Origin of the sequence: Muriicola sp. Z0-33 (assembly GCF_026126425.1) — a bacterium.
GTDB lineage: Bacteria > Bacteroidota > Bacteroidia > Flavobacteriales > Flavobacteriaceae > JAFMPW01.
Window position 1 is genome coordinate 272,034 of record NZ_JAFMPW010000001.1, and the last position, 21,925, is coordinate 293,958.

Annotated in this window: 21 protein-coding genes; 6 read left to right on the forward strand and 15 right to left on the reverse strand. The window is 39.0% G+C overall.

Going from position 1 to position 21,925, the window contains the following annotated elements; all coding sequences use genetic code 11:
• Positions 1 to 268: 268 nt before the first annotated feature.
• The 4 genes from J1G40_RS01170 to J1G40_RS01185 all read right to left on the reverse strand — a co-directional run bounded on the left by J1G40_RS01170 (position 269) and on the right by J1G40_RS01185 (position 4,421).
• Positions 269 to 2,167: an amidophosphoribosyltransferase gene (locus J1G40_RS01170; RefSeq protein ID WP_265240437.1), complete on the reverse strand. Its 1,899-nt coding sequence runs from the start codon at positions 2,165 to 2,167 to the stop codon at positions 269 to 271.
• A gap of 46 nt (positions 2,168 to 2,213) precedes the next feature.
• The gene (locus J1G40_RS01175; RefSeq protein WP_265240438.1) at positions 2,214 to 3,140 is read right to left on the reverse strand and encodes a PfkB family carbohydrate kinase; all 927 of its coding nucleotides are present in this window, start codon (positions 3,138 to 3,140) and stop codon (positions 2,214 to 2,216) included.
• A gap of 76 nt (positions 3,141 to 3,216) precedes the next feature.
• Positions 3,217 to 3,852, reverse strand: a complete 636-nt coding sequence (locus J1G40_RS01180; protein ID WP_265240439.1) for a ribonuclease H family protein — start codon at positions 3,850 to 3,852, stop codon at positions 3,217 to 3,219.
• Positions 3,852 to 4,421 (reverse strand): phosphoribosylglycinamide formyltransferase, encoded by a 570-nt coding sequence (locus tag J1G40_RS01185; protein WP_265240440.1) that lies wholly within the window; start codon positions 4,419 to 4,421, stop codon positions 3,852 to 3,854. Before J1G40_RS01185 ends, J1G40_RS01180 begins: the two co-directional genes overlap by 1 nt.
• A gap of 245 nt (positions 4,422 to 4,666) precedes the next feature.
• On the opposite strand from J1G40_RS01185, the gene J1G40_RS01190 reads away from it, so the two are divergent.
• The 5 genes from J1G40_RS01190 to pyk all read left to right on the forward strand — a co-directional run bounded on the left by J1G40_RS01190 (position 4,667) and on the right by pyk (position 9,029).
• Positions 4,667 to 4,900, forward strand: coding sequence for an acyl carrier protein (locus tag J1G40_RS01190; RefSeq protein WP_009778413.1), 234 nt, complete (start codon positions 4,667 to 4,669; stop codon positions 4,898 to 4,900).
• 109 nt (positions 4,901 to 5,009) lie between these two features.
• Positions 5,010 to 6,263, forward strand: coding sequence for a beta-ketoacyl-ACP synthase II (fabF, locus tag J1G40_RS01195; RefSeq protein WP_265240441.1), 1,254 nt, complete (start codon positions 5,010 to 5,012; stop codon positions 6,261 to 6,263).
• A 4-nt stretch (positions 6,264 to 6,267) separates the two neighbouring features.
• Positions 6,268 to 7,002 (forward strand): ribonuclease III, encoded by a 735-nt coding sequence (gene rnc, locus J1G40_RS01200; RefSeq protein ID WP_265240442.1) that lies wholly within the window; start codon positions 6,268 to 6,270, stop codon positions 7,000 to 7,002.
• Positions 7,003 to 7,078: 76 nt separating this feature from the next.
• Complete coding sequence (locus tag J1G40_RS01205; RefSeq protein ID WP_265240443.1) at positions 7,079 to 7,582, forward strand: IPExxxVDY family protein; 504 nt, start codon at positions 7,079 to 7,081, stop codon at positions 7,580 to 7,582.
• 4 nt (positions 7,583 to 7,586) lie between these two features.
• On the forward strand, positions 7,587 to 9,029 hold the full coding sequence (gene pyk, locus J1G40_RS01210) for a pyruvate kinase (protein WP_265240444.1): 1,443 nt from the start codon (positions 7,587 to 7,589) through the stop codon (positions 9,027 to 9,029).
• Positions 9,030 to 9,045: 16 nt separating this feature from the next.
• Here pyk and dinB read toward each other — a convergent pair whose 3' ends face one another.
• Entirely contained in the window at positions 9,046 to 10,155 is a 1,110-nt protein-coding gene (gene dinB, locus J1G40_RS01215; RefSeq protein ID WP_265240445.1) for a DNA polymerase IV, read from the reverse strand.
• Between the two features lie 55 nt (positions 10,156 to 10,210).
• On the opposite strand from dinB, the gene J1G40_RS01220 reads away from it, so the two are divergent.
• Positions 10,211 to 10,705, forward strand: a complete 495-nt coding sequence (locus J1G40_RS01220) for a CYTH domain-containing protein (RefSeq protein ID WP_265240446.1) — start codon at positions 10,211 to 10,213, stop codon at positions 10,703 to 10,705.
• A 46-nt stretch (positions 10,706 to 10,751) separates the two neighbouring features.
• On the opposite strand, the gene pheS is transcribed toward J1G40_RS01220, so the two are convergent.
• The 10 genes from pheS to J1G40_RS01270 form a co-directional block, all read right to left on the reverse strand.
• Positions 10,752 to 11,771 (reverse strand): phenylalanine--tRNA ligase subunit alpha, encoded by a 1,020-nt coding sequence (gene pheS / locus J1G40_RS01225; RefSeq protein WP_265240447.1) that lies wholly within the window; start codon positions 11,769 to 11,771, stop codon positions 10,752 to 10,754.
• Positions 11,772 to 11,914: 143 nt separating this feature from the next.
• Positions 11,915 to 13,795 carry a SulP family inorganic anion transporter gene (locus J1G40_RS01230; protein WP_265240448.1) on the reverse strand — a complete coding sequence of 627 codons (1,881 nt, stop codon included), beginning with the start codon at positions 13,793 to 13,795 and terminating at the stop codon, positions 11,915 to 11,917.
• A 104-nt stretch (positions 13,796 to 13,899) separates the two neighbouring features.
• The gene (locus J1G40_RS01235) at positions 13,900 to 14,526 is read right to left on the reverse strand and encodes a carbonic anhydrase family protein (RefSeq protein ID WP_265240449.1); all 627 of its coding nucleotides are present in this window, start codon (positions 14,524 to 14,526) and stop codon (positions 13,900 to 13,902) included.
• 25 nt (positions 14,527 to 14,551) lie between these two features.
• The gene (locus J1G40_RS01240; RefSeq protein WP_265240450.1) at positions 14,552 to 15,367 is read right to left on the reverse strand and encodes a universal stress protein; all 816 of its coding nucleotides are present in this window, start codon (positions 15,365 to 15,367) and stop codon (positions 14,552 to 14,554) included.
• A gap of 21 nt (positions 15,368 to 15,388) precedes the next feature.
• On the reverse strand, positions 15,389 to 16,969 hold the full coding sequence (locus J1G40_RS01245) for a SulP family inorganic anion transporter (protein WP_265240451.1): 1,581 nt from the start codon (positions 16,967 to 16,969) through the stop codon (positions 15,389 to 15,391).
• A 69-nt stretch (positions 16,970 to 17,038) separates the two neighbouring features.
• Positions 17,039 to 17,338, reverse strand: a complete 300-nt coding sequence (locus J1G40_RS01250) for a hypothetical protein (protein ID WP_265240452.1) — start codon at positions 17,336 to 17,338, stop codon at positions 17,039 to 17,041.
• Positions 17,339 to 17,399: 61 nt separating this feature from the next.
• Positions 17,400 to 18,158, reverse strand: a complete 759-nt coding sequence (locus tag J1G40_RS01255) for a tetratricopeptide repeat protein (RefSeq protein WP_265240453.1) — start codon at positions 18,156 to 18,158, stop codon at positions 17,400 to 17,402.
• 63 nt (positions 18,159 to 18,221) lie between these two features.
• Complete coding sequence (locus tag J1G40_RS01260) at positions 18,222 to 20,009, reverse strand: BatD family protein (RefSeq protein WP_414855656.1); 1,788 nt, start codon at positions 20,007 to 20,009, stop codon at positions 18,222 to 18,224.
• Positions 20,009 to 20,860: a tetratricopeptide repeat protein gene (locus J1G40_RS01265; RefSeq protein WP_265240454.1), complete on the reverse strand. Its 852-nt coding sequence runs from the start codon at positions 20,858 to 20,860 to the stop codon at positions 20,009 to 20,011. The genes J1G40_RS01260 and J1G40_RS01265 overlap by 1 nt, the downstream gene beginning before the upstream one ends.
• Positions 20,857 to 21,906, reverse strand: coding sequence for a VWA domain-containing protein (locus tag J1G40_RS01270; RefSeq protein ID WP_265240455.1), 1,050 nt, complete (start codon positions 21,904 to 21,906; stop codon positions 20,857 to 20,859). The genes J1G40_RS01265 and J1G40_RS01270 overlap by 4 nt, the downstream gene beginning before the upstream one ends.
• Positions 21,907 to 21,925: the final 19 nt, after the last annotated feature.

Genomic DNA, 21,925 nt, shown 5'->3' on the forward strand with positions numbered 1-21,925 from the left:
TGCTATCTGCCATAGTTGAACTTTTGAAAGAAAACAATAATTATCTGGCAGAATTCGATACCTATTTGAAGCTTTTAGGAAACAATTGAAAATAAAAAAGGTGGAGAAGTCTCCACCTTTTTTGCCCCAAATCTTACCATGAACTTAACCTACTTATGCTATGGCAAGTCTAAAGTAAATGCCTTTCTTGCTTTGTGGTCAAAAACACGCCAAGAAGCACATATTATCGATGAAATGCACAATTTTGTGTATTTCATCGATAAAGTTGTTAATATGCTCTTTGGTTTTTTCCTTCATAAAAATTGATAAACGCGCGGTTTACCACCCTGTTTCCTCCGGGAGTAGGATAATTGCCGGTAAAGTACCAATCCCCTAAATTTTTCGGACAGGCCTGATGAAGGCTTTCTATGGTCTGATAAATGATCTGAACTTCTGCGTTCATGTCTTTCGGACTCAAAAGTTCTCCGATCTTTTTGGAGATTTCTAAGGCTGTAAATGGCTGATAAAACTCTTTTACATAGTTAATTACCTTTTTGTCTTTAGTATTAACCTGAGCTATGCATTTTTGATAGATTTTATCCACAACGGACATGGAGTTGTTTTCTTTATGCAATTCTAATGCGGCCCTAAACGCGATGAAGTCTTCCAGTTTAGCCATGTCAATCCCATAACAATCGGGGTACCTGATTTGCGGTGCAGAAGAAACAACTATTATTTTCTTAGGTGAGAGGCGGTCCAGAATACGGAGGATACTTCTTTTTAAAGTAGTACCCCGTACTATACTATCATCTATAATAACAAGATTGTCATCTTTGTTTACTGAGCCATAAGAGATGTCATAAACGTGTGCTACAAGGTCATCCCGACTACTATCCTGAGTAATAAAGGTTCTTAATTTGGCGTCTTTGATAGCTACTTTTTCAATTCTGGGACGTACATCCAGGATTTGATGCAAATCTTCTCTGGTGATATTGGCGCCTTTTGATAATATTTGCTCCTCTTTTTTCTGATTCAAATAATTTTGAGCTTCTTTAACCATACCAAAAAATGAAGTTTCGGCTGTATTAGGTATAAAGGAAAATACGGTGTTTTTGATATCGTGATTTATTGCAGTCAGGATCTGTGGAAAAAGTAGCTTACCCAACTCTTTTCTTTCCTGGTAAATCTCTTTATCACTTCCTCTGGAAAAGTAAATGCGTTCAAATGAGCATGCCTTGCGTTCACGAGGGGCAAGTATTTCTTCTATTGCTACCCGCCCGTTCTTCTTTATAATTATGGCATGACCAGGTGAAAGTTCATTGACATCTTCATATTTTACATTGAACACAGTTTGGATTGCTGGCCTTTCAGAAGCTATTACAACTATTTCTTCATCCTGGTAATGATAAGCAGGTCTAATCCCTGATGGATCACGAAGTACAAATGCATCTCCATGTCCAAGCATGCCGGCCATGGCATAACCACCATCCCAGTTCTTAGCTGCTTTTCTCAAGATTTTGCTAACCTTCAACCGCTCAGCAATTAAAGGAGAAGCTTCCATTTTGGAGTGCCCTTCTTTTTTGATTTGCTTGTAAATTTTGGCAACAGCATCGTCTAAAAAATGACCAATTTTTTCCATTACAGTAATGGTATCAGTCATTTCTTTTGGGTGCTGTCCTAATTGAATAAGATTGTCGAAAAGAACGCCAACATTGGTCATATTAAAATTTCCTGCGACTATCAAATTACGATGCATCCAATTGTTCTGTCTTAAAAATGGATGAACACTTTCAATACTATTCTTTCCAAATGTGCCATAGCGCACATGCCCCAAAAGTAATTCTCCTATATACGGAATATGCTTCTTTTGCAACTCTGCATTTTCAAGAATTTCTGGCTGAGCTTCAAGGGATGTATTAATTCTATCATTGATCTGGGCAAATATGTCTTGTATGGGCTGAGCTTCTACAGAGCGCACCCTGCTCATATAGCGTTCCCCAGGCGACATATTGAGTTTGATACTTGCAAAACCAGCACCATCCTGACCACGGTTGTGTTGTTTTTCCATCATCAGGTACATTTTATTTACCCCGTAAAATGCCGTGCCGTATTTCTCTCTGTAATAGTCCAGGGGTTTTAACAGGCGAATTAATGAAATTCCACATTCGTGTTTAATGGCGTCGCTCATTGTTTAATCAAATTAAAAAAGCCCCGATTCACCGGGGCAAGTTTCATTATTGTAGTTCAATATCAAATTGAGTTAGTTCCTTAAATTGGTGTAATCTCTTGTCCACCTCACCTTTCTTTAGACTGAGCATTCTTTCCGTGCCAAAACGCTCTACGCAAAAAGAGGCCAGATTAGATCCGTGGATGACTGCATTTCTCAGATTGCTGAAAGATACATTCTTTGTTGCTGTCAGATAACCAACAAACCCGCCGGCAAATGTGTCTCCTGCACCTGTTGGATCAAAAACTTCTTCCAGTGGCAGGGCAGGTGCGAAAAAAATACTGCTTTCGTGAAAAAGTAAGGCTCCGTGCTCACCCTTTTTAATGACAATATATTCCGGGCCCATTGTATGAATTTTAGCTGCAGCTTTTACCAAAGAATATTCCCCAGTTAACTGACGGGCTTCCTCATCGTTAATGGTAAGCACATCAATTCGTTTAATCACATCAATTAACTCTTCTAAAGTATTGTTCATCCAAAAATTCATGGTGTCCAAAACAATCAGTTTAGGCCTTTCTGTCATTTGATCAATAACGCTCATTTGAATATTGGGATGTAAATTTCCCAGCATCACAACATCTGCGTCCTTAAAATTCTCTGGTACTTTCGGACTAAAATCAGCAAGAGTATTGAGTTCTGTCACCAGGGTGTCCCTTGAATTAAGGTCGTTGTGATATTTGCCCTTCCAATAAAAAGTTTTGCCCCCCTTCACAATCTCCAAACCACTGAGATCAATATCTTTGTCCTTAAGAACTTCTAAATACTCCAGGGGCATATCGTCTCCTACTACCGAAACTATAGCCGATTCTATTTTAAACTGAGCTGCAGCAAGGCCTATAAAAGTGGCAGCCCCGCCTAAAATTTTATCCGTTTTACCGAAAGGGGTCTCAATTTCATCGAATGCAACAGTACCAACAATAAGAAGTTTGCCCATTTAGGTTTTCAAATTTGCTGCAAAGATACACTTTTGTAATTCCAATTCTCGGGATTTAAATTCAAAAATCGGTGTTTTACTTTCTTCCAAAATCGGCAGGGATTTCTCCCCATGCTTTGGTTTCCCATTTTACAATAGGAGTATTGTAATCGTTTTGTTCTAACCAGTTTATTGCCCTTCTTACCAGGTCAAAGACCTTTTGGTTATTTTTATTTTCTATTAGTTTAGTATTGCAACTTTTTTTCCTAACCCAACTCATAGCAGTTCTCGAATCTGTATATATGATCCTGTCGCTATTTCGCTGTTTTAGATAGGCCAGGCCATGTACTATTGCAAGAAATTCTCCAATGTTGTTGGTTCCTTCCTTAAATGGTCCTTGTTTAAACAACACCTTTTTGGTTTTTGTGTCTACCCCTTGATATTCCATTATCCCGGGATTTCCACTAGAGGCTGCATCTACGGCGATAGAATGAAAACTGGGATCCCCAATTTTTAAGAGGTCTGCGGCCGAGAGTTCAGGACTTCCCTTTTTTTTGCCCTTATATTCGTCGTAGTTTCCGTTGTACGCCTTTTTGGCCAATTCAAAATTGGGAAAAGACATATATTGTGCACCTTTCGCCCCTGATATGGCGGCTTTGCAATCTTCCCAATTTTCATATATTCCTGGACGTTTGCCTTTCCAGACTACGTAAAATTTCTTCTTTTTCGCCATCACGCTCCAACTAACAATTTTTCAATAACCTTTGGATAATGTTCGTATTCCAGCTCGTGCACTTTGGCAGCAATATCATCAGGGGAATCCGATTTTTCAACCCTTGTCCTGAACTGACATATTATTGCACCTTCATCATAGTTCTTATTTACGTAGTGAATGGTGATCCCGGTTTCGGTATCATTGTTCTCTTTTACAGCATTGTGAACATGCATACCGTACATGCCTTTTCCTCCGTATTTTGGAAGTAAAGCAGGGTGTATATTAATGATTTTATCAGGAAAATTGTCAATGATATTTTCGGGCACTTTAAGCAGAAACCCTGCCAGAACGATTAAATCTGGGTTCTGGCATTTCAAAAATTCCAGGATACAGTCTGTTTCAAAAAAAGAAGGGCGATTAAAATATAAAGCGCTGGTATTTAATTTTTTGCATCGGTCCAATACTTTTGCATCTTGTTTGTTGGTGAGGACCAAAGTCACTAAAACCTTCGGGTGGTCCTGAAAGTACCTGATAATGTTTTCCACATTGGTACCAGATCCTGAAGCGAAAAGTACAATGCGTTTCATCAGTAAATTTTTAATTTAAATCTGCAGTCAGATGTAACTCGCAGTAAATTATTTTGGCCGAAACTAGTTTTTTTAGTATTCATTTAAACAACAAATGAGCGCCTTGATGATAGAATATTATGGGCGAAAATACCACTCTTGAGGTTAATTTGCTTAAATTACGAGACATTTTAACGTGAAATCGTGTTATTAATCCAAAGTTTTTTATTTTTGCCAACGATTTAAATTTTAAAACCAAAATAATTATGTCAGACATTGCATCAAGAGTAAAAGCTATCATCGTTGACAAGTTGGGGGTAGATGAGAATGAAGTTGTAGCTGAGGCTAGCTTTACTAACGACCTAGGGGCAGATTCATTGGACACTGTAGAGTTGATAATGGAATTTGAGAAGGAATTCGATATCCAGATCCCTGATGATCAAGCAGAAAATATTGCTACTGTTGGCCAAGCTATAAGTTATATAGAGGAGGCCAAGTAATTCAATGATAACTTGAATAAGAATTGAAATTATCCACGTGGTAACCATGCTGCGTGGATAATTTTTTTTAATTTACGCATAGGTTAGTTAGCATATAAAATTTGGTTAAATGCAATTAAAACGAGTTGTAGTTACTGGTCTTGGCGCTCTTACTCCAATAGGCAACACTTTAGATGAGTATTGGGAAGGGCTAAAGAATGGTAAGAGTGGCTGTGCCCCTATTACCTACTATGATACAGAAAAGTTTAAAACAAAATTTGCCTGTGAACTTAAGAATTATAATCCTCAGGATTTTTTCGACAGAAAAGAGGCACGTAAATTAGATAAGTTTGCGCAGTATGCATTGGTCTCCTCAGACGAGGCGATTGCAGATTCGGGTCTAGATCTGGATTCCGTGGATAAATTCCGTGTCGGGGTTATCTGGGGAGCTGGTATTGGCGGCCTGGAGACCTTTCAAACGGAAGTGCTGAATTATGCCGCAGGGGATGGAACACCGAGGTTTAATCCTTTCTTTATCCCAAAAATGATTGCGGATATTGCTCCTGGGAACATTTCCATCAAGCATGGCTTTATGGGTCCAAATTATACCACTGTTTCTGCTTGTGCATCTTCTGCCAATGCTATGATTGATGCATTGAATTACATTCGATTAGGGCATTGTGATGTTGTGGTGACAGGAGGAAGTGAAGCTGCAGTAACCATCGCCGGGATGGGTGGATTTAATGCCATGCACGCGCTTTCTACAAGAAATGATAGTCCTGAAACGGCTTCCAGACCTTTCGATGCTACCAGAGATGGCTTTGTATTGGGAGAAGGAGCAGGAGCACTGATTCTGGAAGAATATGAACACGCTAAAGCAAGAGGAGCTAAAATATATGCAGAGGTCGCTGGCGGAGGATTATCTAGTGATGCCTACCATATGACTGCGCCGCACCCGGAAGGGATTGGTGTAACCAGAGTAATGGAGAATTGCCTTAGAGATGCGGGGATTGCGCCGGAAGAGGTAGATACCATCAATACTCATGGTACCTCTACGCCTTTAGGTGATGTAGCTGAATTAAAGGCAATATCACGTGTTTTTGGGGATCATGCTCACAAAATTAACATCAACTCCACCAAGTCCATGACGGGTCACTTACTGGGTGCCGCCGGAGCAATAGAAGCGATAGCTTCAATTCTTGCGATGGAACACAGTTTGGTTCCCCCGACAATAAATCACAGTACGGTGGATGAAAATATAGATCCTAATTTGAACCTTACGCTGAATAAGGCTCAGCAACGTGAAGTTAAGGTTGCTATGAGCAACACTTTCGGATTTGGCGGTCATAATGCTTGTGTAATTTTTAAAAAAATAAGCTCATAAAAACATGAGTTTCCCCTCCAATTTATTTAATTCTCATCCCAAAGAGGATGAGGATTTTTATATGGGGATGGTCAAAATATTGGGATTTAAACCCAAAAATCTTGAGATTTATAAAAAAGCTTTCCTGCACAGGTCTGCCAATAAAAAGGATGCTATAGGAAATCCAATGAACTATGAACGTCTAGAATTCCTTGGAGACTCCATGCTTGGCACAATTATTTCCAAACATTTATATAAAGAAGTTCCGGGAGGAGATGAAGGATATCTCACCAAGATGCGCTCTAAAATTGTTAGTAGAAAGCATTTAAATGAATTAGGCAAGGACCTCAGGCTTATAAAATATGTTGAAAGCAGAATCCCAAAATCTCATTTTGGAGATAATATTCATGGCAATGTCTTCGAAGCACTTGTAGGAGCAATCTATTTAGATAGGGGCTATAACTATTGTGAAAAATTTATTGACGAGCGGGTGATAGAACCCTATGTTGATATAGAGCAACTGGAAGGGAAAGTAATTAGTTATAAGAGTTTAATCATCGAATGGTGTCAGAAGCAAAAGAAAGATTTTCGATATAAGGTATACGAGGACACCGGAAATGACCCGCTTAAGCATTTTGCTGTAAAACTTTCAATAAATGATAAGGTAATGGCAAAGGCCAGAGCCACTTCCAAAAAGAAGGCAGAGGAAAAGGCATCAAAAAGAGCGTTTTTTGCACTGCAAGACCGGATGCAGCAGTAGGTATATGCCAGTCTGTACAACTCTAACGATTTCGTATTTCATTATATGGCATAAGCCCGCACTTAACTAGGCTGGTTTGCGTAATAATCCTATCTTTACCATTGGCGTAAAGGTAATGGCAACAACACATAGAATTTTCGAAGACTTTTATGAAGAAACCTTTGCACTCTTAGCATTACACAGTAGTTTAGATGATTATGCTATGGTGTATGCCTTGAATAGCACGCTTAAAACCAAATTAAAAAGAACCCGGGCTGATCTGGATACATCAGAAAATTTTTCCTTTCCTTTTTTTGAATGGAAGGACGAATTGAACCATCGGAACTGGACATTAATTACGAATTATAGTAGTAAGGAAGAGAGTATGGAGTCTGATGATTTGTTTCAAAATGAGATTTCATTCACGACAAATTATCTTGTTCCTGAGCACCGTGACGTAGATTATTTTCTGAAAATTGAACAGGATGATCATGAAATAGACGATGAGTTGATAAGTGCTCTTCTTGAGATACCCAAAATTATTACTGCCTACCCAATTGATGTTGATAAACTTAAATCCAAAAACAACCTAATATTTTGATAGGATGCCAACTAAGAAGAAAACCAAAATTGTAGCAACTTTAGGACCAGCAACGATGAAGAAGAGCGTTCTGAAGGAAATGATGGAAGCAGGAGTGGATGTTTTTCGAATAAATTTCTCTCATGCAGATTATGAAGATGTCAAGGAACGTATAAAAATTATCCGGGAGCTCAATGAAGAACTCGGTTATTACACTTCAATATTGGCCGATCTTCAGGGGCCGAAACTAAGAGTAGGTGTTATGGCTGGGGAAGTAGTAGTTGCCCCAGATGACGAGATCACCTTTGTAACCGGGGAACCCTTTGAGGGCACCTCTGAAAAGGTATATATGAACTATGCTAACTTCCCTAAAGATGTAAACCCCGGAGAAAGAATTTTACTGGACGACGGGAAGCTAATGTTCGAAGTTCTTTCTACTAATCAGCAAGATCAGGTTAAAGCCAAGGTTATACAGGGTGGCCCACTGAAATCTAAAAAAGGTGTAAATCTTCCTAACACCAATATTTCTTTACCTGCACTAACCGAAAAAGATGTGGAAGACGCCATATTTGCATTATCTCAGGATGTGGATTGGATAGCTTTGTCCTTTGTGCGTTTTAGCCAGGATTTAATAGACCTTCAGAATATTATAAAAGAACATTCAAAACACAAGGTCCCGATCATTGCTAAGATAGAAAAGCCGGAGGCCGTTGAAAATATTGATAAAATCGTCGCCTATTGCGATGGCTTAATGGTTGCCCGTGGTGATCTGGGCGTGGAGGTTCCTGCCCAGGAAGTTCCTTTAATTCAAAAGCGCCTTGTTTTGCGAGCCAAAAAGGCCAGAATACCTGTGATTATTGCAACCCAGATGATGGAAACAATGATTACCAGTCTTACCCCTACACGTGCAGAAGTGAACGATGTTGCCAATTCTGTGATGGATGGGGCGGATGCAGTAATGCTTTCTGGTGAAACTTCTGTTGGGAATTATCCGGTTCAGGTAATTGAAAAAATGTCTAGTATTCTTCAAAGTGTGGAGAATTCTGATCTTATTCAGGTTCCTCAGGACCCACCGCATATCAGAACAAAAAGATATATAACAAAATCAGTTTGCTATCATGCCGCTATAATGGCAAATGAAATTAAGGCTAAGGCCATATCTACCTTAACCAATAGTGGATATACTGCCTTTCAGATCTCTGCCTGGAGACCTGCCGCACATATACTGGTATTTACATCTAATAAACGAATCCTCGCGCAACTCAATTTACTTTGGGGGGTGAAGGCTTTTTATTACGATAAGTACGTCTCAACAGATGAGACTATAGAAGATGTGAATAGCATAGCATGCAAAAAGGGGTTTTTGGATGTGGGAGATATGTTGATAAGTTTGGCTGCCATGCCCATTAAGGATAAGGGAATGGTAAATACACTTAGAGTCACGGAAATTGAAACCTGTAGCTTCTAGCCTGCAGCCTTTACAATTAAAGATCAAATTTTAGCTGTACCGAAACTGCTTGTTTCAGAATCGGTTCCTGATTTAAATTCCTTTTACCCGTATTGAGATTGCTCAGGGAGATCCCTAATAGTCTAACGGAGTTCTGAAGTTCTTCCTGAAATAATAGTTCTTTTGCAGTTTCCTGAATGAGCTGCCCCTCAGAAATAAAATAAGGAAGTGTTTTACTTCGGGTTTGCAATGTAAAATCGCTATACTTTATTTTTAGCGTTATTGTTTTTCCGGCAATGCCCCCCTTTTTTAAACGCCTTTCTAATTCTGTCGCAATATGATTCAGACGTTCCAACATAAAAATTTCACTACTTAAATTTTCATTAAAAGTGCGTTCTGCTCCGACCGACTTTGGCACCCGGTGTGGTTTAACTTCACTTGGATGTATGCCCCGAACTACATTGTAGTAGTAACTACCACTTTTACCAAAAACATCAATAAGATACTCAAGGGACTTCTTCTTGAGATCTTTGCCTGTAAATATTCCAAGCCTGTACATTTTGTCGGCTGTGACCTTCCCTACTCCATAGAATTTCCTGATCTCCAGGGCCTCCAGGAAAGGGATTACCTCTTCGGGGTTTACAGTTTTCTGACCGTTCGGCTTGTTGTAATCACTGGCTACTTTGGCGATAAATTTATTTATGGAAATCCCGGCAGATGCTGTCAGCCCCAACTCATCAGATATTCGTTTTCTAATTTCCTGAGCAATCAATGTTGCAGAAGGATTTCCTTTTTTGTTGGTGGTCACATCCAGATAAGCCTCATCCAAAGATAGGGGCTCAACAAGATCTGTATAGTCAAAAAATATTTTGCGTATGGCGTTGGAAATTTCCTTGTAACGGTCAAATCGGGGTTTTACAAAAATCAGTTCCGGACAATTTCTTTGGGCGATATACCCGCTCATTGCACTTTTTACTCCGAATTTTCTGGCTTCATAACTGGCAGCCGAAACCACTCCCCTTTTAGATCCCCCTCCAACAGCAATGGGTTTTCCTTTTAATTCGGGATTATCGAGTTGTTCTACGGAAGCGTAAAACGCATCCATATCAACATGTATAATTTTTCGCAATTCAAAGGCGTAGGACATAGGCAAATTTAAGGTATATTTAGGAGGAAGTAGAAGCATGTGCACCCCCTTTATCATGATTGAAATAGAAAGAAAATTCCTTATAAAAACAGATGCCTATAAAGCGGTTGCTTCATCTATAGAAGAGATGAGACAGGGATTTCTGTCCAGAGACCCTGAACGCACCGTTAGGATTAGGGTTAAAGGGGAAATAGGCAGTATCACTATTAAAGGGAAATCTAATAGATCTGGTACCAGTCGATTTGAATGGGAAAAGGAAATCCCCTTAGTTGAAGCCAACCAATTAATGACCTTATGTGAGGAGGAGATTATTCATAAAACGCGTTACTCTGTGGCTGTTGGAGAACACATCTTTGAAGTAGATGAATTTCATGGTAAGAACCAGGGTCTGGTTATTGCTGAGGTTGAATTAAAGGATGAAAACGAATCATTCTCAAAACCAGCCTGGCTTGGAAAAGAAGTTACGGGAGATAACAGATACTATAATTCACAGATTAGCAGAAACCCTTATAATTCATGGAATTCTGATATTAGGGAAGAAAACGGTTAATTTAAAATAATCGTCAAACACATCTGCCATTTAATCCGGGGAATTCCTAAAAAGCAGATTTAAATTGCTCCAGGAACCTGATATCATTCTCACTTAGAAGGCGAATATCAGAAATCTGATGCAATAAAAGGGCAATTCTGTCTATACCCATACCAAAGGCGAAACCAGTATATTCATTAGAATCTATGCCACAGTTATCCAGTACATTTGGATCTACCATTCCACAGCCCATGATTTCCAGCCATCCAGTTCCCTTGGTCATTTTGTAGTCTGTTTCAGTTTCGAGCCCCCAATAAACATCAACCTCTGCACTCGGTTCGGTAAACGGAAAATAAGATGGGCGTAAGCGTATTTTGGATTTGCCAAACAACTCTTTGGTAAAAAATTGAAGGGTTTGTTTAAGATCAGCAAAAGACACGTCTTTATCTATATAAAGGCCTTCAACCTGATGGAAAAAGCAATGGGAGCGCGCAGAAATTGCTTCATTCCTATATACTCTTCCCGGGGAAATGGTTCGTATGGGAGGTTTGTTGTTTTCCATATATCGCACCTGCACAGAAGAAGTGTGCGTCCTCAGAAGTATATCTGGATTGGTTTGTATAAAAAAGGTGTCCTGCATGTCCCTGGCTGGATGATGTTCAGGAAGGTTCAGGGCTGTAAAGTTATGCCAGTCATCTTCAATTTCGGGGCCTTCGGAAACATTAAAGCCAATTCTGGAAAAGATGTTGATAATCTGATCTTTAACTATAGAAATTGGGTGCCTGGCCCCTAACTCCAATGGTTCTGCAGGTCTGGTTAAATCGCCATAGACCGCATCTTCTGTAACCACATCAGATAAACTATTGTTCAGTGTGTTCACCTTTTCAGTAGCTGCAGTCTTGAGTTGATTTATAGTTTGCCCGAACTCCTTTTTTTGGTCATTTGGAATATTTTTGAATTCGGCAAAGAACTTATTTAAGAGTCCCTTTTTGCCAAGGTATTTTATCCTGAATTCTTCAATTTCTTTTGGATCATCAGCAGTGAATCCTTCTACTTCTGAAATATGTTCTTTTAATTGATCTATCATGCGTCAGGAATTGGCATAGGGTATAACTGATTGGCTTGGTGGTTAAAAGATCTTATACCAGTTGGCAAATTTAAAACTTTTATCCATGAATTGCATTAAAACAACCTAAATACCACGGAAATTAAAACGACAGAGAAACAGGATCAGGCATTGAGTTCTTCAATTCGGTCTCTAAGATGTTCTTTTACCCAGGCAACACAGCTCTTAAAATTCTCAAAGATATGATCTTCGGGGATCAGATCGGGAATGATGTCAATTCTCTCCATCATGTACTTTGGTTGATCTAATATCCCGGTAAATAAGACAACTACTTTGTTATTTCGAAGTTCCTGAAGTACATCTTCCATAGCATACAAGCCGGATTGATCCATATATTGCATTCTGCCCAACCTGATGATCACAAACTTGGCGGAAGACGGAATTTGATTAGCCAGCGCCTGAAACTCACTAGTAGTTCCGAAAAACAATGGGCCTTTAATATGTTTAATAAATACTTCTTCTCTCAAGGTTTCAGGAAAATCTTTCTCATCGGCCCATGCCTTTTCTTTTGTCAATGATTTAACGTCAGATCGCTGAGCAGTAAGATCTCCAATTTTTTTCATAAACATCAGAGATGCGATAACCAGGCCGATGCCTACGGCATATACCAAATTCCATATGGTAGAGAGTACCAGTACAACTATCATTACAATCACCTCAGAGCTAAGCTTTAAGGGTCCAAGTGTTATATCTTTTGGGAGACTAGGAATAGCTCTTAAACCTTTGTAATCCATTACACTGATACCAACGGTAATTAATATTCCAGCAAGTACAGCTGCCGGGATTTGCGAGGCAACGGGTCCCATAGCCAGGAGAATAAAAAGCAGCAGAATACCTGCAATCATCCCAGACAATCTGGTTTTGCCACCCGACTTTATATTTACAACAGTTCTGATCGTGGCACCAGCTCCGGGAAGGCCGCCGAAAAGAGCAGCAATAGAATTTCCTATACCCTGTCCTATTAATTCTTTATTGGGCCGGTGTTTTGTTTTGGTCATGTTATCGGCAACAACAGATGTTAGTAGCGAATCTATAGCTCCCAGAAGTGCAAGAGTTAGTGCGGTAAAAATATAGGGAGATAAGGAATCGAACTTAAATGAAGTAAATATCTCTATATTAAACAAAGGAAAACCTTCAGGTATCTTTTCAATAGGCCTGTAGTCCATTCCAAATCCAAAAGCAACTCCGGACACAAGCAATAAGGCCACTAAAGTACTTGGAACAGCAGTAGTTATTCGTTTAAAACCATAGATGATTATTACCGTGACCAATGTCAGGATAAGTTCTAACCAATTTATGTTTTGCATGGCCTGAGGAATTACCTTTATAGCACCAATAACTCCGGAGGCTTCTTTTGCTGCCAGTGTTTTAGCTTCTTCCTGTATGGTTTGCTGAGTAATTTCCGCAGATCTGGCAATTGTTTCTTTAAAGTCTTCAAGTACCAAAATACCTTCACCCGCTTCCTCTTTTAAGATATTCTCCAAAATAAGCTCTTCTGCCTGTGGGATAAACGGATTTACCCAGGAATCGTCTTCTTTTGGGTAATATCCCAATGCAGGAAGAATCTGTGTTATGATTATAATTACCCCAATAGCTGTCATAAACCCCGAAACCACGGGGTAGGGGATATAGCGGATATATCTTCCAATACCCAGTAATCCCAAACCTATCTGCATAATTCCTGCAAGTAGAAAAACAGTCAGGATAGCAGGAAGGGCTTTTTCTACACTTCCATCATAAACAGCAATTATCCCAGCTATAATTACCATGCTCACTGCTGTCATTGGAGCCGTAGGTCCGGAAATCTGCGTATTGGTACCCCCAAATAACGCAGCAAAAAAACTGATAAAAATTGCGCCATACAAGCCTGCACTTGGCCCTAAGCCAGAACTAACACCAAAAGCCAGTGCCAGTGGCAATGCCACAATTCCTGCTGTTATTCCTCCAAAAAGGTCTCCTCTAAGGTTAGAAAATAGATTTTTCATAATTATTCCTGATCTTAAATTTGGAAAGACTTAAGATAGTCCTTTTTACTAAATAAAAAAGCCGATGTGTAAACATCGGCTCAATTTTATCAAAAAAATTAATACTATAGAAATGTCACTTTCCCATCGTTTATGTCATACATCCCGCCAACTATTGAGATCTCACCATTGTCTTCCATTTCTTTTAAGACCGGACTATCATTGCGAATATTATCTATAGTCATCTCCACATTTTTTACTGCAACGGCGTTTACAAAGTCGATATTTTTCGAATTTCTCAAGGAAGTATCAGAAGGTGTCGAAACTGCTTCGACTGCTGGCTTAATTTTACTGATCAGCGCCGTAAGATTACCCAATTTGGCATCATCACACGCCCCTTTAACGGCTCCACAACTGGTATGCCCCAATACTAAAACAAGTTTAGTGCCAGCCAGTTTAGAAGCAAATTCCATGCTTCCCAGAATATCTTCATTTACAAAGTTACCGGCTACCCTGGCACTGAAGATATCTCCAACTCCCTGGTCAAAAATAATTTCAGAGGAGACCCTGGAATCTATACAACTCAAAATAGTGGCAAATGGATATTGCCCGGATGCAGTATCATTAACTTGTTCCAAAAGGTTGCGATCTGCTTTTTTGTTTTCTACAAACCTGCTATTTCCTTCTTTTAATAACCTTATGGCGTCATCGGGTGTAATGGCTGCCTGTGCCTCTTTGGTAAGTGCTTTCATAATTAAATGTTTTATTAGTTAAACTTTATTTACCAGATATCAAAAGGTTGGTATTTAGCCTTCCTATTACACTATGGATATCGGGCATAATTAATTTCTGTCCGTTATCGGAAGCTTTCTGAATCCTATCTATGGATAAGATACTTATATTATTTTTTAATAGGTAATTAGATAGATTCTTAATTGAGCCATCGTTATGTTCAAATACATAATCTATAGTTGCCATCTCCTTTGCTTCGGAAGCTGGTTTTGCTTCTGAGGACTTCTTGATGATCTTGAAAGATTTCAGTGGCATTTGCGAGTGTTTTATCAAATCTTCGGCAAATTCCAAATGCGAGAATGGTTTCGGGCTATTTAAGGCGCCCAATGAAATTTCCTTATTTGGTGCTATTACGTCTTTATCAGTATTTATTAGAACTACACCATTAAAGCTATTTAAAATGAATTCGGTAATACCATCACCCATTAAACTAAAAGGCCTGGATTTACGTTTTCCCAGGACGATAATGTCTGGTTGGCTTTCTTTAATAAAGTCGTTAATTTCATTTTTTACATTACCAAACGTAAATGAATAAGGGATATTCATCCCATATTCCTCAGAAATAGGTCTGATTAAGTTTTGAATTTCTTTATCCGTCGTTCTTTGTTTGGAATGTATTGTCCGCATAGCGGATAACTGATTTTCAATATCAACAATATCCGTTGGCTTTTTTACATGGAATACTTCCATGTCCCCGTCGATCATTTGGGCCAGCCCAACACTACTCTTTAAAATGGTACTTGAAGATTTGCTTAAATCTGAAAGTACTAGCAACTTGTATCTCTTTTTATTTGTTTTCATCTTTTTAAAATTTTAAATTTTTTATGCTGATTTAGGTCTTAGCTGGAAGAACTTGATAAAACTATCGGGATTAGTGACAGTACCGAGCTCTGATATTAAAGTGATGTCTATATTTCTTTCTTTGGCCTTGAAGGCAAAATCTTCGAGAATTTCGATAATATCATTGTCCAAATACCTCGTTTTTCTTACATCCAATTCCAAATAGGTATCTATCGGCAAACTTTCCAATTCGTTGAGAATTGCACCTTTATTAAAGAATGTTACTTCTTCCGCCAGCGTCATTTTTATTCTGTGTTTGCCATTACTTTTATCTTCGATATGAAGAAAATGCGAATTCTGATAACTCTTTATCAGAATCACTACAATTCCTACTCCAAGGCCAAGGCCAATACCAATTAGCAAATCAGTAAAAATAATTCCCAAAACGGTAACCGTAAACGGAATAGATTGCTTCCAACCCATATGATACATCTTTTTGAATAAGGAGGGTTTTGCTAACTTATAGCCAACAATGAATAAAATTGCTGCCAATACTGATAAAGGAATCATATTGAGTAATCTTGGAATTAGGATCACTGAGATTAACAAGAGAAAACCGTGGATTATGGCAGACATTTTTGTCTTTCCTCCGGACTGAATGTTTGCAGAACTCCTAACGATTACCTGGGTAATGGGTAAACCCCCAATAAGGCCAGAGAGTATATTCCCTGTACCCTGGGCAAACAATTCTCTATTGGTCGGAGTGACCCGTTTCTCTGGATCTAGCTTATCGGTCGCCTCGACACACAGAAGCGTTTCCAAACTTGCCACCAGTGCAATTGTGAAACCTGTAATCCAAACTTGGGGATTGCCAATAGCAGAAAAATTTGGAAAGCTGAATTGTGCCAGGAAAGTGGAGGCGTCTTCCGGGACAGGAACGCTTACAAGATGATCTGCAGAGATCCCCCATAGGGCACTGCTTTTTGTCAAGTTATAAAAGACTATACCAACAACAACAGCCACCAATGGCCCCTGAACCAGTTGAAATATCTTCGCTTTTTTGGAGAGTACTTTCTCCCAAAGGATTAATATTAGCAAGCCCAATACGGCTATCATGGTTGCTCCCGGGCTAATACTGTTAAGGGCATTAAAAATTTCGGAAAAGGTGTTTTCCCCGTCTACCTGAAAAAATGCAAAATCCCCTTCCGGGTCATCATCAACACCAAAGAAATGTGGGATCTGTTTTAAGATGATTATGATTCCAATCCCCGTAAGCATTCCTTTAATTACTGAAGATGGAAAATAATAGCCGATAACTCCGGCCTTTAAGAGGCCAAAAATTATTTGGATGATTCCTCCAATTACAACAGCCAGTAAGAAGTTTTCAAAACTTCCCAGCGTACCGATAGCAACTAATACTATAGCGGCGAGACCGGCCGCAGGTCCACTTACCCCAATTTGAGATCCACTGACACTTCCTACTACAATTCCGCCTATTATTCCGGCAATTAATCCTGAAAATAAAGGGGCACCACTAGCCAATGCTATTCCAAGACATAAGGGTATAGCTACAAAAAATACTACAACACTTGCAGGCAAGTCTGCTTTTAAATTTTTAAACATAATGTAAAGCTTTTCGCCTTTGGTAAATAACCAAAGGCCAATTAATAAATCGAAAAATAAAATTAAGAGCTAAATCTTATGTTCAGGGGGAGGGAGGGTAATGTCCGGGGCATGATTTGATCTGCCCAATATGTAGTTATCCCCGGTGGTATTTCTTTTACTTAGGAAAAGATCCGGATCATTATGTATGTCTGATGGGATAATTTTTTCTTCGCTACTATCCTTCTTACCCTCTTCCTGCTGTTCTTCATCGCCCAGGTTCATGACAAAAACCACATTTTCACCCTTGCTATAAACAGTCACCAATGAAGGTACTGCCACGGTAAATATCCATAAAGCGAGAAGTGTAAGATGGAAGGTTTTTTTCATTGGCATTTCTGTAAGAAAAGCAAAAATAGCAGACTTTGTTGAATATATTGTTAAAGAATTATTAAAAATCCTTCAACAGTTTTATGTCATCAGAAGGAATCCAGCCAATTTTACCATCTACAAGCTGAATCTTCCTGTAGTCGTTTAGCTGCTCCAATACATTTACCTTGGTACCTTCATGAAGTACAAAAGCTTCTCCGCTTCTATTATTGGGTTCCGATTTAACAGAAACTACTTCAGAAAATATAATGGCAGGTTGCTCTGCTTTGAATTGGGAATATTGCATGAAGGCAAATAATATAGCTATAAAGGACACCATCAGGAAAGTAAGACTGCTGATAAGTGCAATGCGTTTCTGTGTTGCGTATTGAAGAAAATAGAATCCCAGGTAACCTAATACAAATAGAACAAGAAATACAACCGCAGTATAGGCCCATTGATCAAAAGACATTCTACCGGTAATTCGTTGATAAATTTTAGAGAGGCCGGTTTCTGGTAGCACCTCTATGGCATCTAAGGTCATGTTTTGAGCATATGCCAAGTTTGTTTTTATTTCAGCATCCTCCGGCTTAAGAAGTAACGCTTTTTCATAGTAATATATACTTGGTGCAATCTGATTGAGTTTGTAGTAAGAATTTCCAAGATTAAAATAAAGGGCGGCAGAATGTTCCCCTTTCTCAAGAATCTGATCATAAAAGCTTATTGCTTGCTGATAATCCCCTTCATTGTAAGCATCTGTTGCCCGATTAAATATGGCCTCATTCTGGGCATTTCCCAAAAAGCAAAAAAACAATGCAAATATTAAAATTAACCCTTTCACTTAATTCAATTCTTGGTGTAACTAATCTATCTTTTTTTGTAATGCTTCTGTTTCAAAGATGCCTTACAGTTGTTTGTCCATATATGAAATTACTTCACTTGCCTTATCATAGTCTTGTTGCATTTGCACATCAGAAAACGGACTATATCTTGCCATCTCACAATTCTTAAGAAGGCCTATAAAGCCTTCAGAAGTAGGGGTATCTACTGTCTTTTGGGACAACAATGCGGCAATTTTGTCTTTGCTGAATTCTGAGGTTTCAATTTTTAATTTGGCTTTCAGATAATTGTGCAAAGCCTTTTCAAGGGCAATATAGAAGGCCTCTTTGTTGCCCAGTTCTTTTCTTGCCTTAAATAAATACTTTTTGGCCAGTTTGTTGGCCCTTCTCAATTTGTTCCCCGCAACGTCACTCGCGATAGCTTTTCGTCTTTTTCCAAATACAATAGCCAAAGGAATCAGGCATAGCGGTAATGAGAGCCATAGATAGAACCTTTTAGATCCAAAGAAGTAATTGGTACCTATAGCAGTAAGATTAGGTTTTAGCTTTATAAAGTTAAACTGGTTTCCCGAGCTGATAACGGCCTGTTTGTTGCCCGGAACTGCACTGACCACCGTGCTGCTTATATCCGTAGGTCCGTCCAGCACATTAATCATTATTTCATCTGAGCTAATTGATCGGTATTTGCCTAAATCCGGATTAAAATAGCTAAATTTAATACTGGGCATTGGATATTTTCCTTTATAAGAAGGTACTATAGTATAGTTGTTGCTTACCTCACCTTGCATACCAGAGAGGGTTGTCTTTACATTTTCATCAAACTCTGGTTCATATACCTCCAAAGCACTGGGAAAATTTGGTTCGGGCAGTTGGAATAATTTTAAATTTCCTTTCCCGGAAACTTTAACCATGGCCTGGAGAGATTCCGAAGCTTTTAAATCTTCTTTAGAGGTAGTAACCACAAACTCAAAATTCCCGACCGCCCCGCTAAAATTTTCAGGTCTGCCTTCTTCTGGAAGCGCTTTTACATTTATGGTTCTCCTTCCGGCAGAAACAGTTTTATTGGTTTGCGTATATATACGACCGCCAAAGAAATCACGCCTGTTGGTAGGAACGTCTAATGTAACATCAAGAGATAGGGGTTCAATTTCTAATTTTCCACTTTTTTGTGGGTAAAGGACCACTCTTTTTAGGATTACGTAGCGATAAGACTGTCCCTGATAACTCCCATTTTGTATGTTGTATTTACTAAAAGGCATATCCTGACTCCAAAAATTGTTGTATTTGGGATTGTCCAGAGGCCTGAAGTTCGAAACATTAATTCTTGGGCTTACATACAATTTATAAACCACACTGATTGCCTCGTTCAGATAAGGCCTGGACTTAGACACTTCAGCAACAAGGTGCAAATTTTCATCCGCAATGTCGTCTACCGTCATTTGGTCACTGGGCTTGTCAACTGCTGCGGTAACTTCAATCTTTTTGGGAAGAGATTTATAGGTTTCACCATCAATTACAATGGTTGCCTGCTTAATTTTAAATTGGCCTCTAGCTGTTGGCGCTAAAGTATAGGAATAGGTTTTAGAATAGCTTCTCACTCCATTTAGCCAGGAAGAACTGATAGATTGTGAAGGTCCCATCAACACTTTAAATCCTTCAAAATCCGGGGGGTTAAAATTATCGCCATCTTTATTCATTACAAAATCAACACGCAAACGTTCATTGATGCCTAGCTTACTTTTACTTAGTTGCATCTCGAAAGTTATGGCATCCTTCTTATCCTGCGCCTCTAATGCAGGTGCTATGCACGTTAAGAACACTATAGTGGTCAGATATGTGAATAAGCTTTTTATCACCAGTCTTTCTCGTTTTTAATTTTAGCTCCCTTTACTTTTTTAGCGTCAATTTTTTCCTGAACTTTTTTCTCTTCATTCTGCATGGCCTCTAACAAGTTTTTTATTTGTTGCTCGGACAATTGATTGGGTCTAGGTTGTTTCTTATTTTCTTGTTGATCCCCTTGTTCCGGCTGCTGCTCCTTCTCCTTTTTCTCATCTCCTTCTCCCTCTTTATTTTCTTCTTTATCCTGATCGCCGTCAGACCCCTTGTCTTTATTCTCATCCTCCTTCTGATCCCCTTCTTTATCCTCCTTATTATCTCCCTCGTTCTGCTCTTGATCTTTATCCTTCTGATCTTGCTGATCCTGATCGTCTTTGTTATCGTCGTTCTTTTGTTCGTCTTGTTGTTTTTTCAGCATTTCCTTAGCCAAAGCGAGATTGTATCTTGTTTCTTCGTCTTTTGGATTGTTGCGTAAGGCCTCTTTGTAGGCTTCAACGGCTTTATCATATTCTTTCTTCTTCATGAATACATTTCCCATATTGTGAAACGCCTTGTGCTTTTGAGGTTTTTCCGAAGCCAGCTCTCCAGCTTCTTTGAAACGGCCGAATGCTTCGCCATAACTCTCTTTGCCGTAGTAAGCTGTGCCAAGGTTATAAGGAGCTGCAATATTCTCTTTGCTTTTGGAAATGGCTTTTCGGTAATCTACTTCAGCAGTAACAAATTCGTTTTCGGAAAGTTGCTGGTTAGCTTCGTAAGTCAGGTTTTTGGAAGCTTTCAAAGCCTTTAAATCTGCCTTGGAATCAGTTGCTTCCTGAGCATTTACAATACAATCCACCAACAAAAATAATATCAATATCCTGTTACTCATTCGTCAATATTTTTTTCGTTAAACAAATTCAATCGCTTAAGCCACCTTGTTTTTCTTTCCAAAAGAAAAACATCTAAGAATAAGAAGAGCAGTGCGGCACCAAGAAACCATTGAAACTGATCCTTATACTCCGCAAACTGTTTGGCCTCAAACTCTTTTTTATCCATTTGATTCAGTTCTTCTTTAATGAATTCTACCGCTTCATCAGTATTTGAGCCATTAATATATTCTCCATCACCATTATCTGCAATTTCTTCCAGGACATCCTCATTAAGTTTGGTAATTACTACCTCCCCCTGGGCATCTTTTTTTAATCGTTCAACCACCCCATTGCGTTTTATTGGTATAGGACCGCCCTTAGAACTTCCTACTCCAAGGGTAAAGATTTTAATCCCCTCTTCAACCGCTAGTTCAACAGCGTCTATAGTAGATCCTTCAGAATGGTCTTCTCCGTCAGAAACAATAAAAAGCACTCTATTGGTTTGATCTTCATCATCATAGTATGTTGAAGCTAGTTTTATGGCCTCATTAATGGCTGTTCCCTGTGATGAGAGCATATTTGTATTCATACTTTGGAGAAACATTTTGGCAGCTCCATAGTCTGTGGTTATTGGCAATTGCGGAAAAGCTTGTCCGGCATAGGCAATAATACCTATCCTGTCGCTTGCCAGTTGGTTGATGATTTCCGATACCAGTCTTTTGGCCTTTTCCAACCTGTTGGGAGCAATATCTTCTGCTAACATGCTCTTTGAAACATCGACGGCAAAAACAATATCCACACCTTCTCGTTTTACAGTTTCAAGTTTGGTGCCAATTTTTGGATTTACTAAACCTACTATGAGCAGCGATAGGCCTACAAGCACAAAAATTAATTTTAATGAAGACTTAAAATTGGATTTGGACGGCGTGAGTCTTTTCAATAACTGAGTATCTGCAAATCTTCTTTGCATTCTTTTTTTCCAAAATTCAACCAGGACAAAAAGCACTACCATTGCCGGAAGCAGCAACAACAGATAGAAATATGTTTTTTCGTCGAATTGAATCATTTCAATTTAATTAATGCGT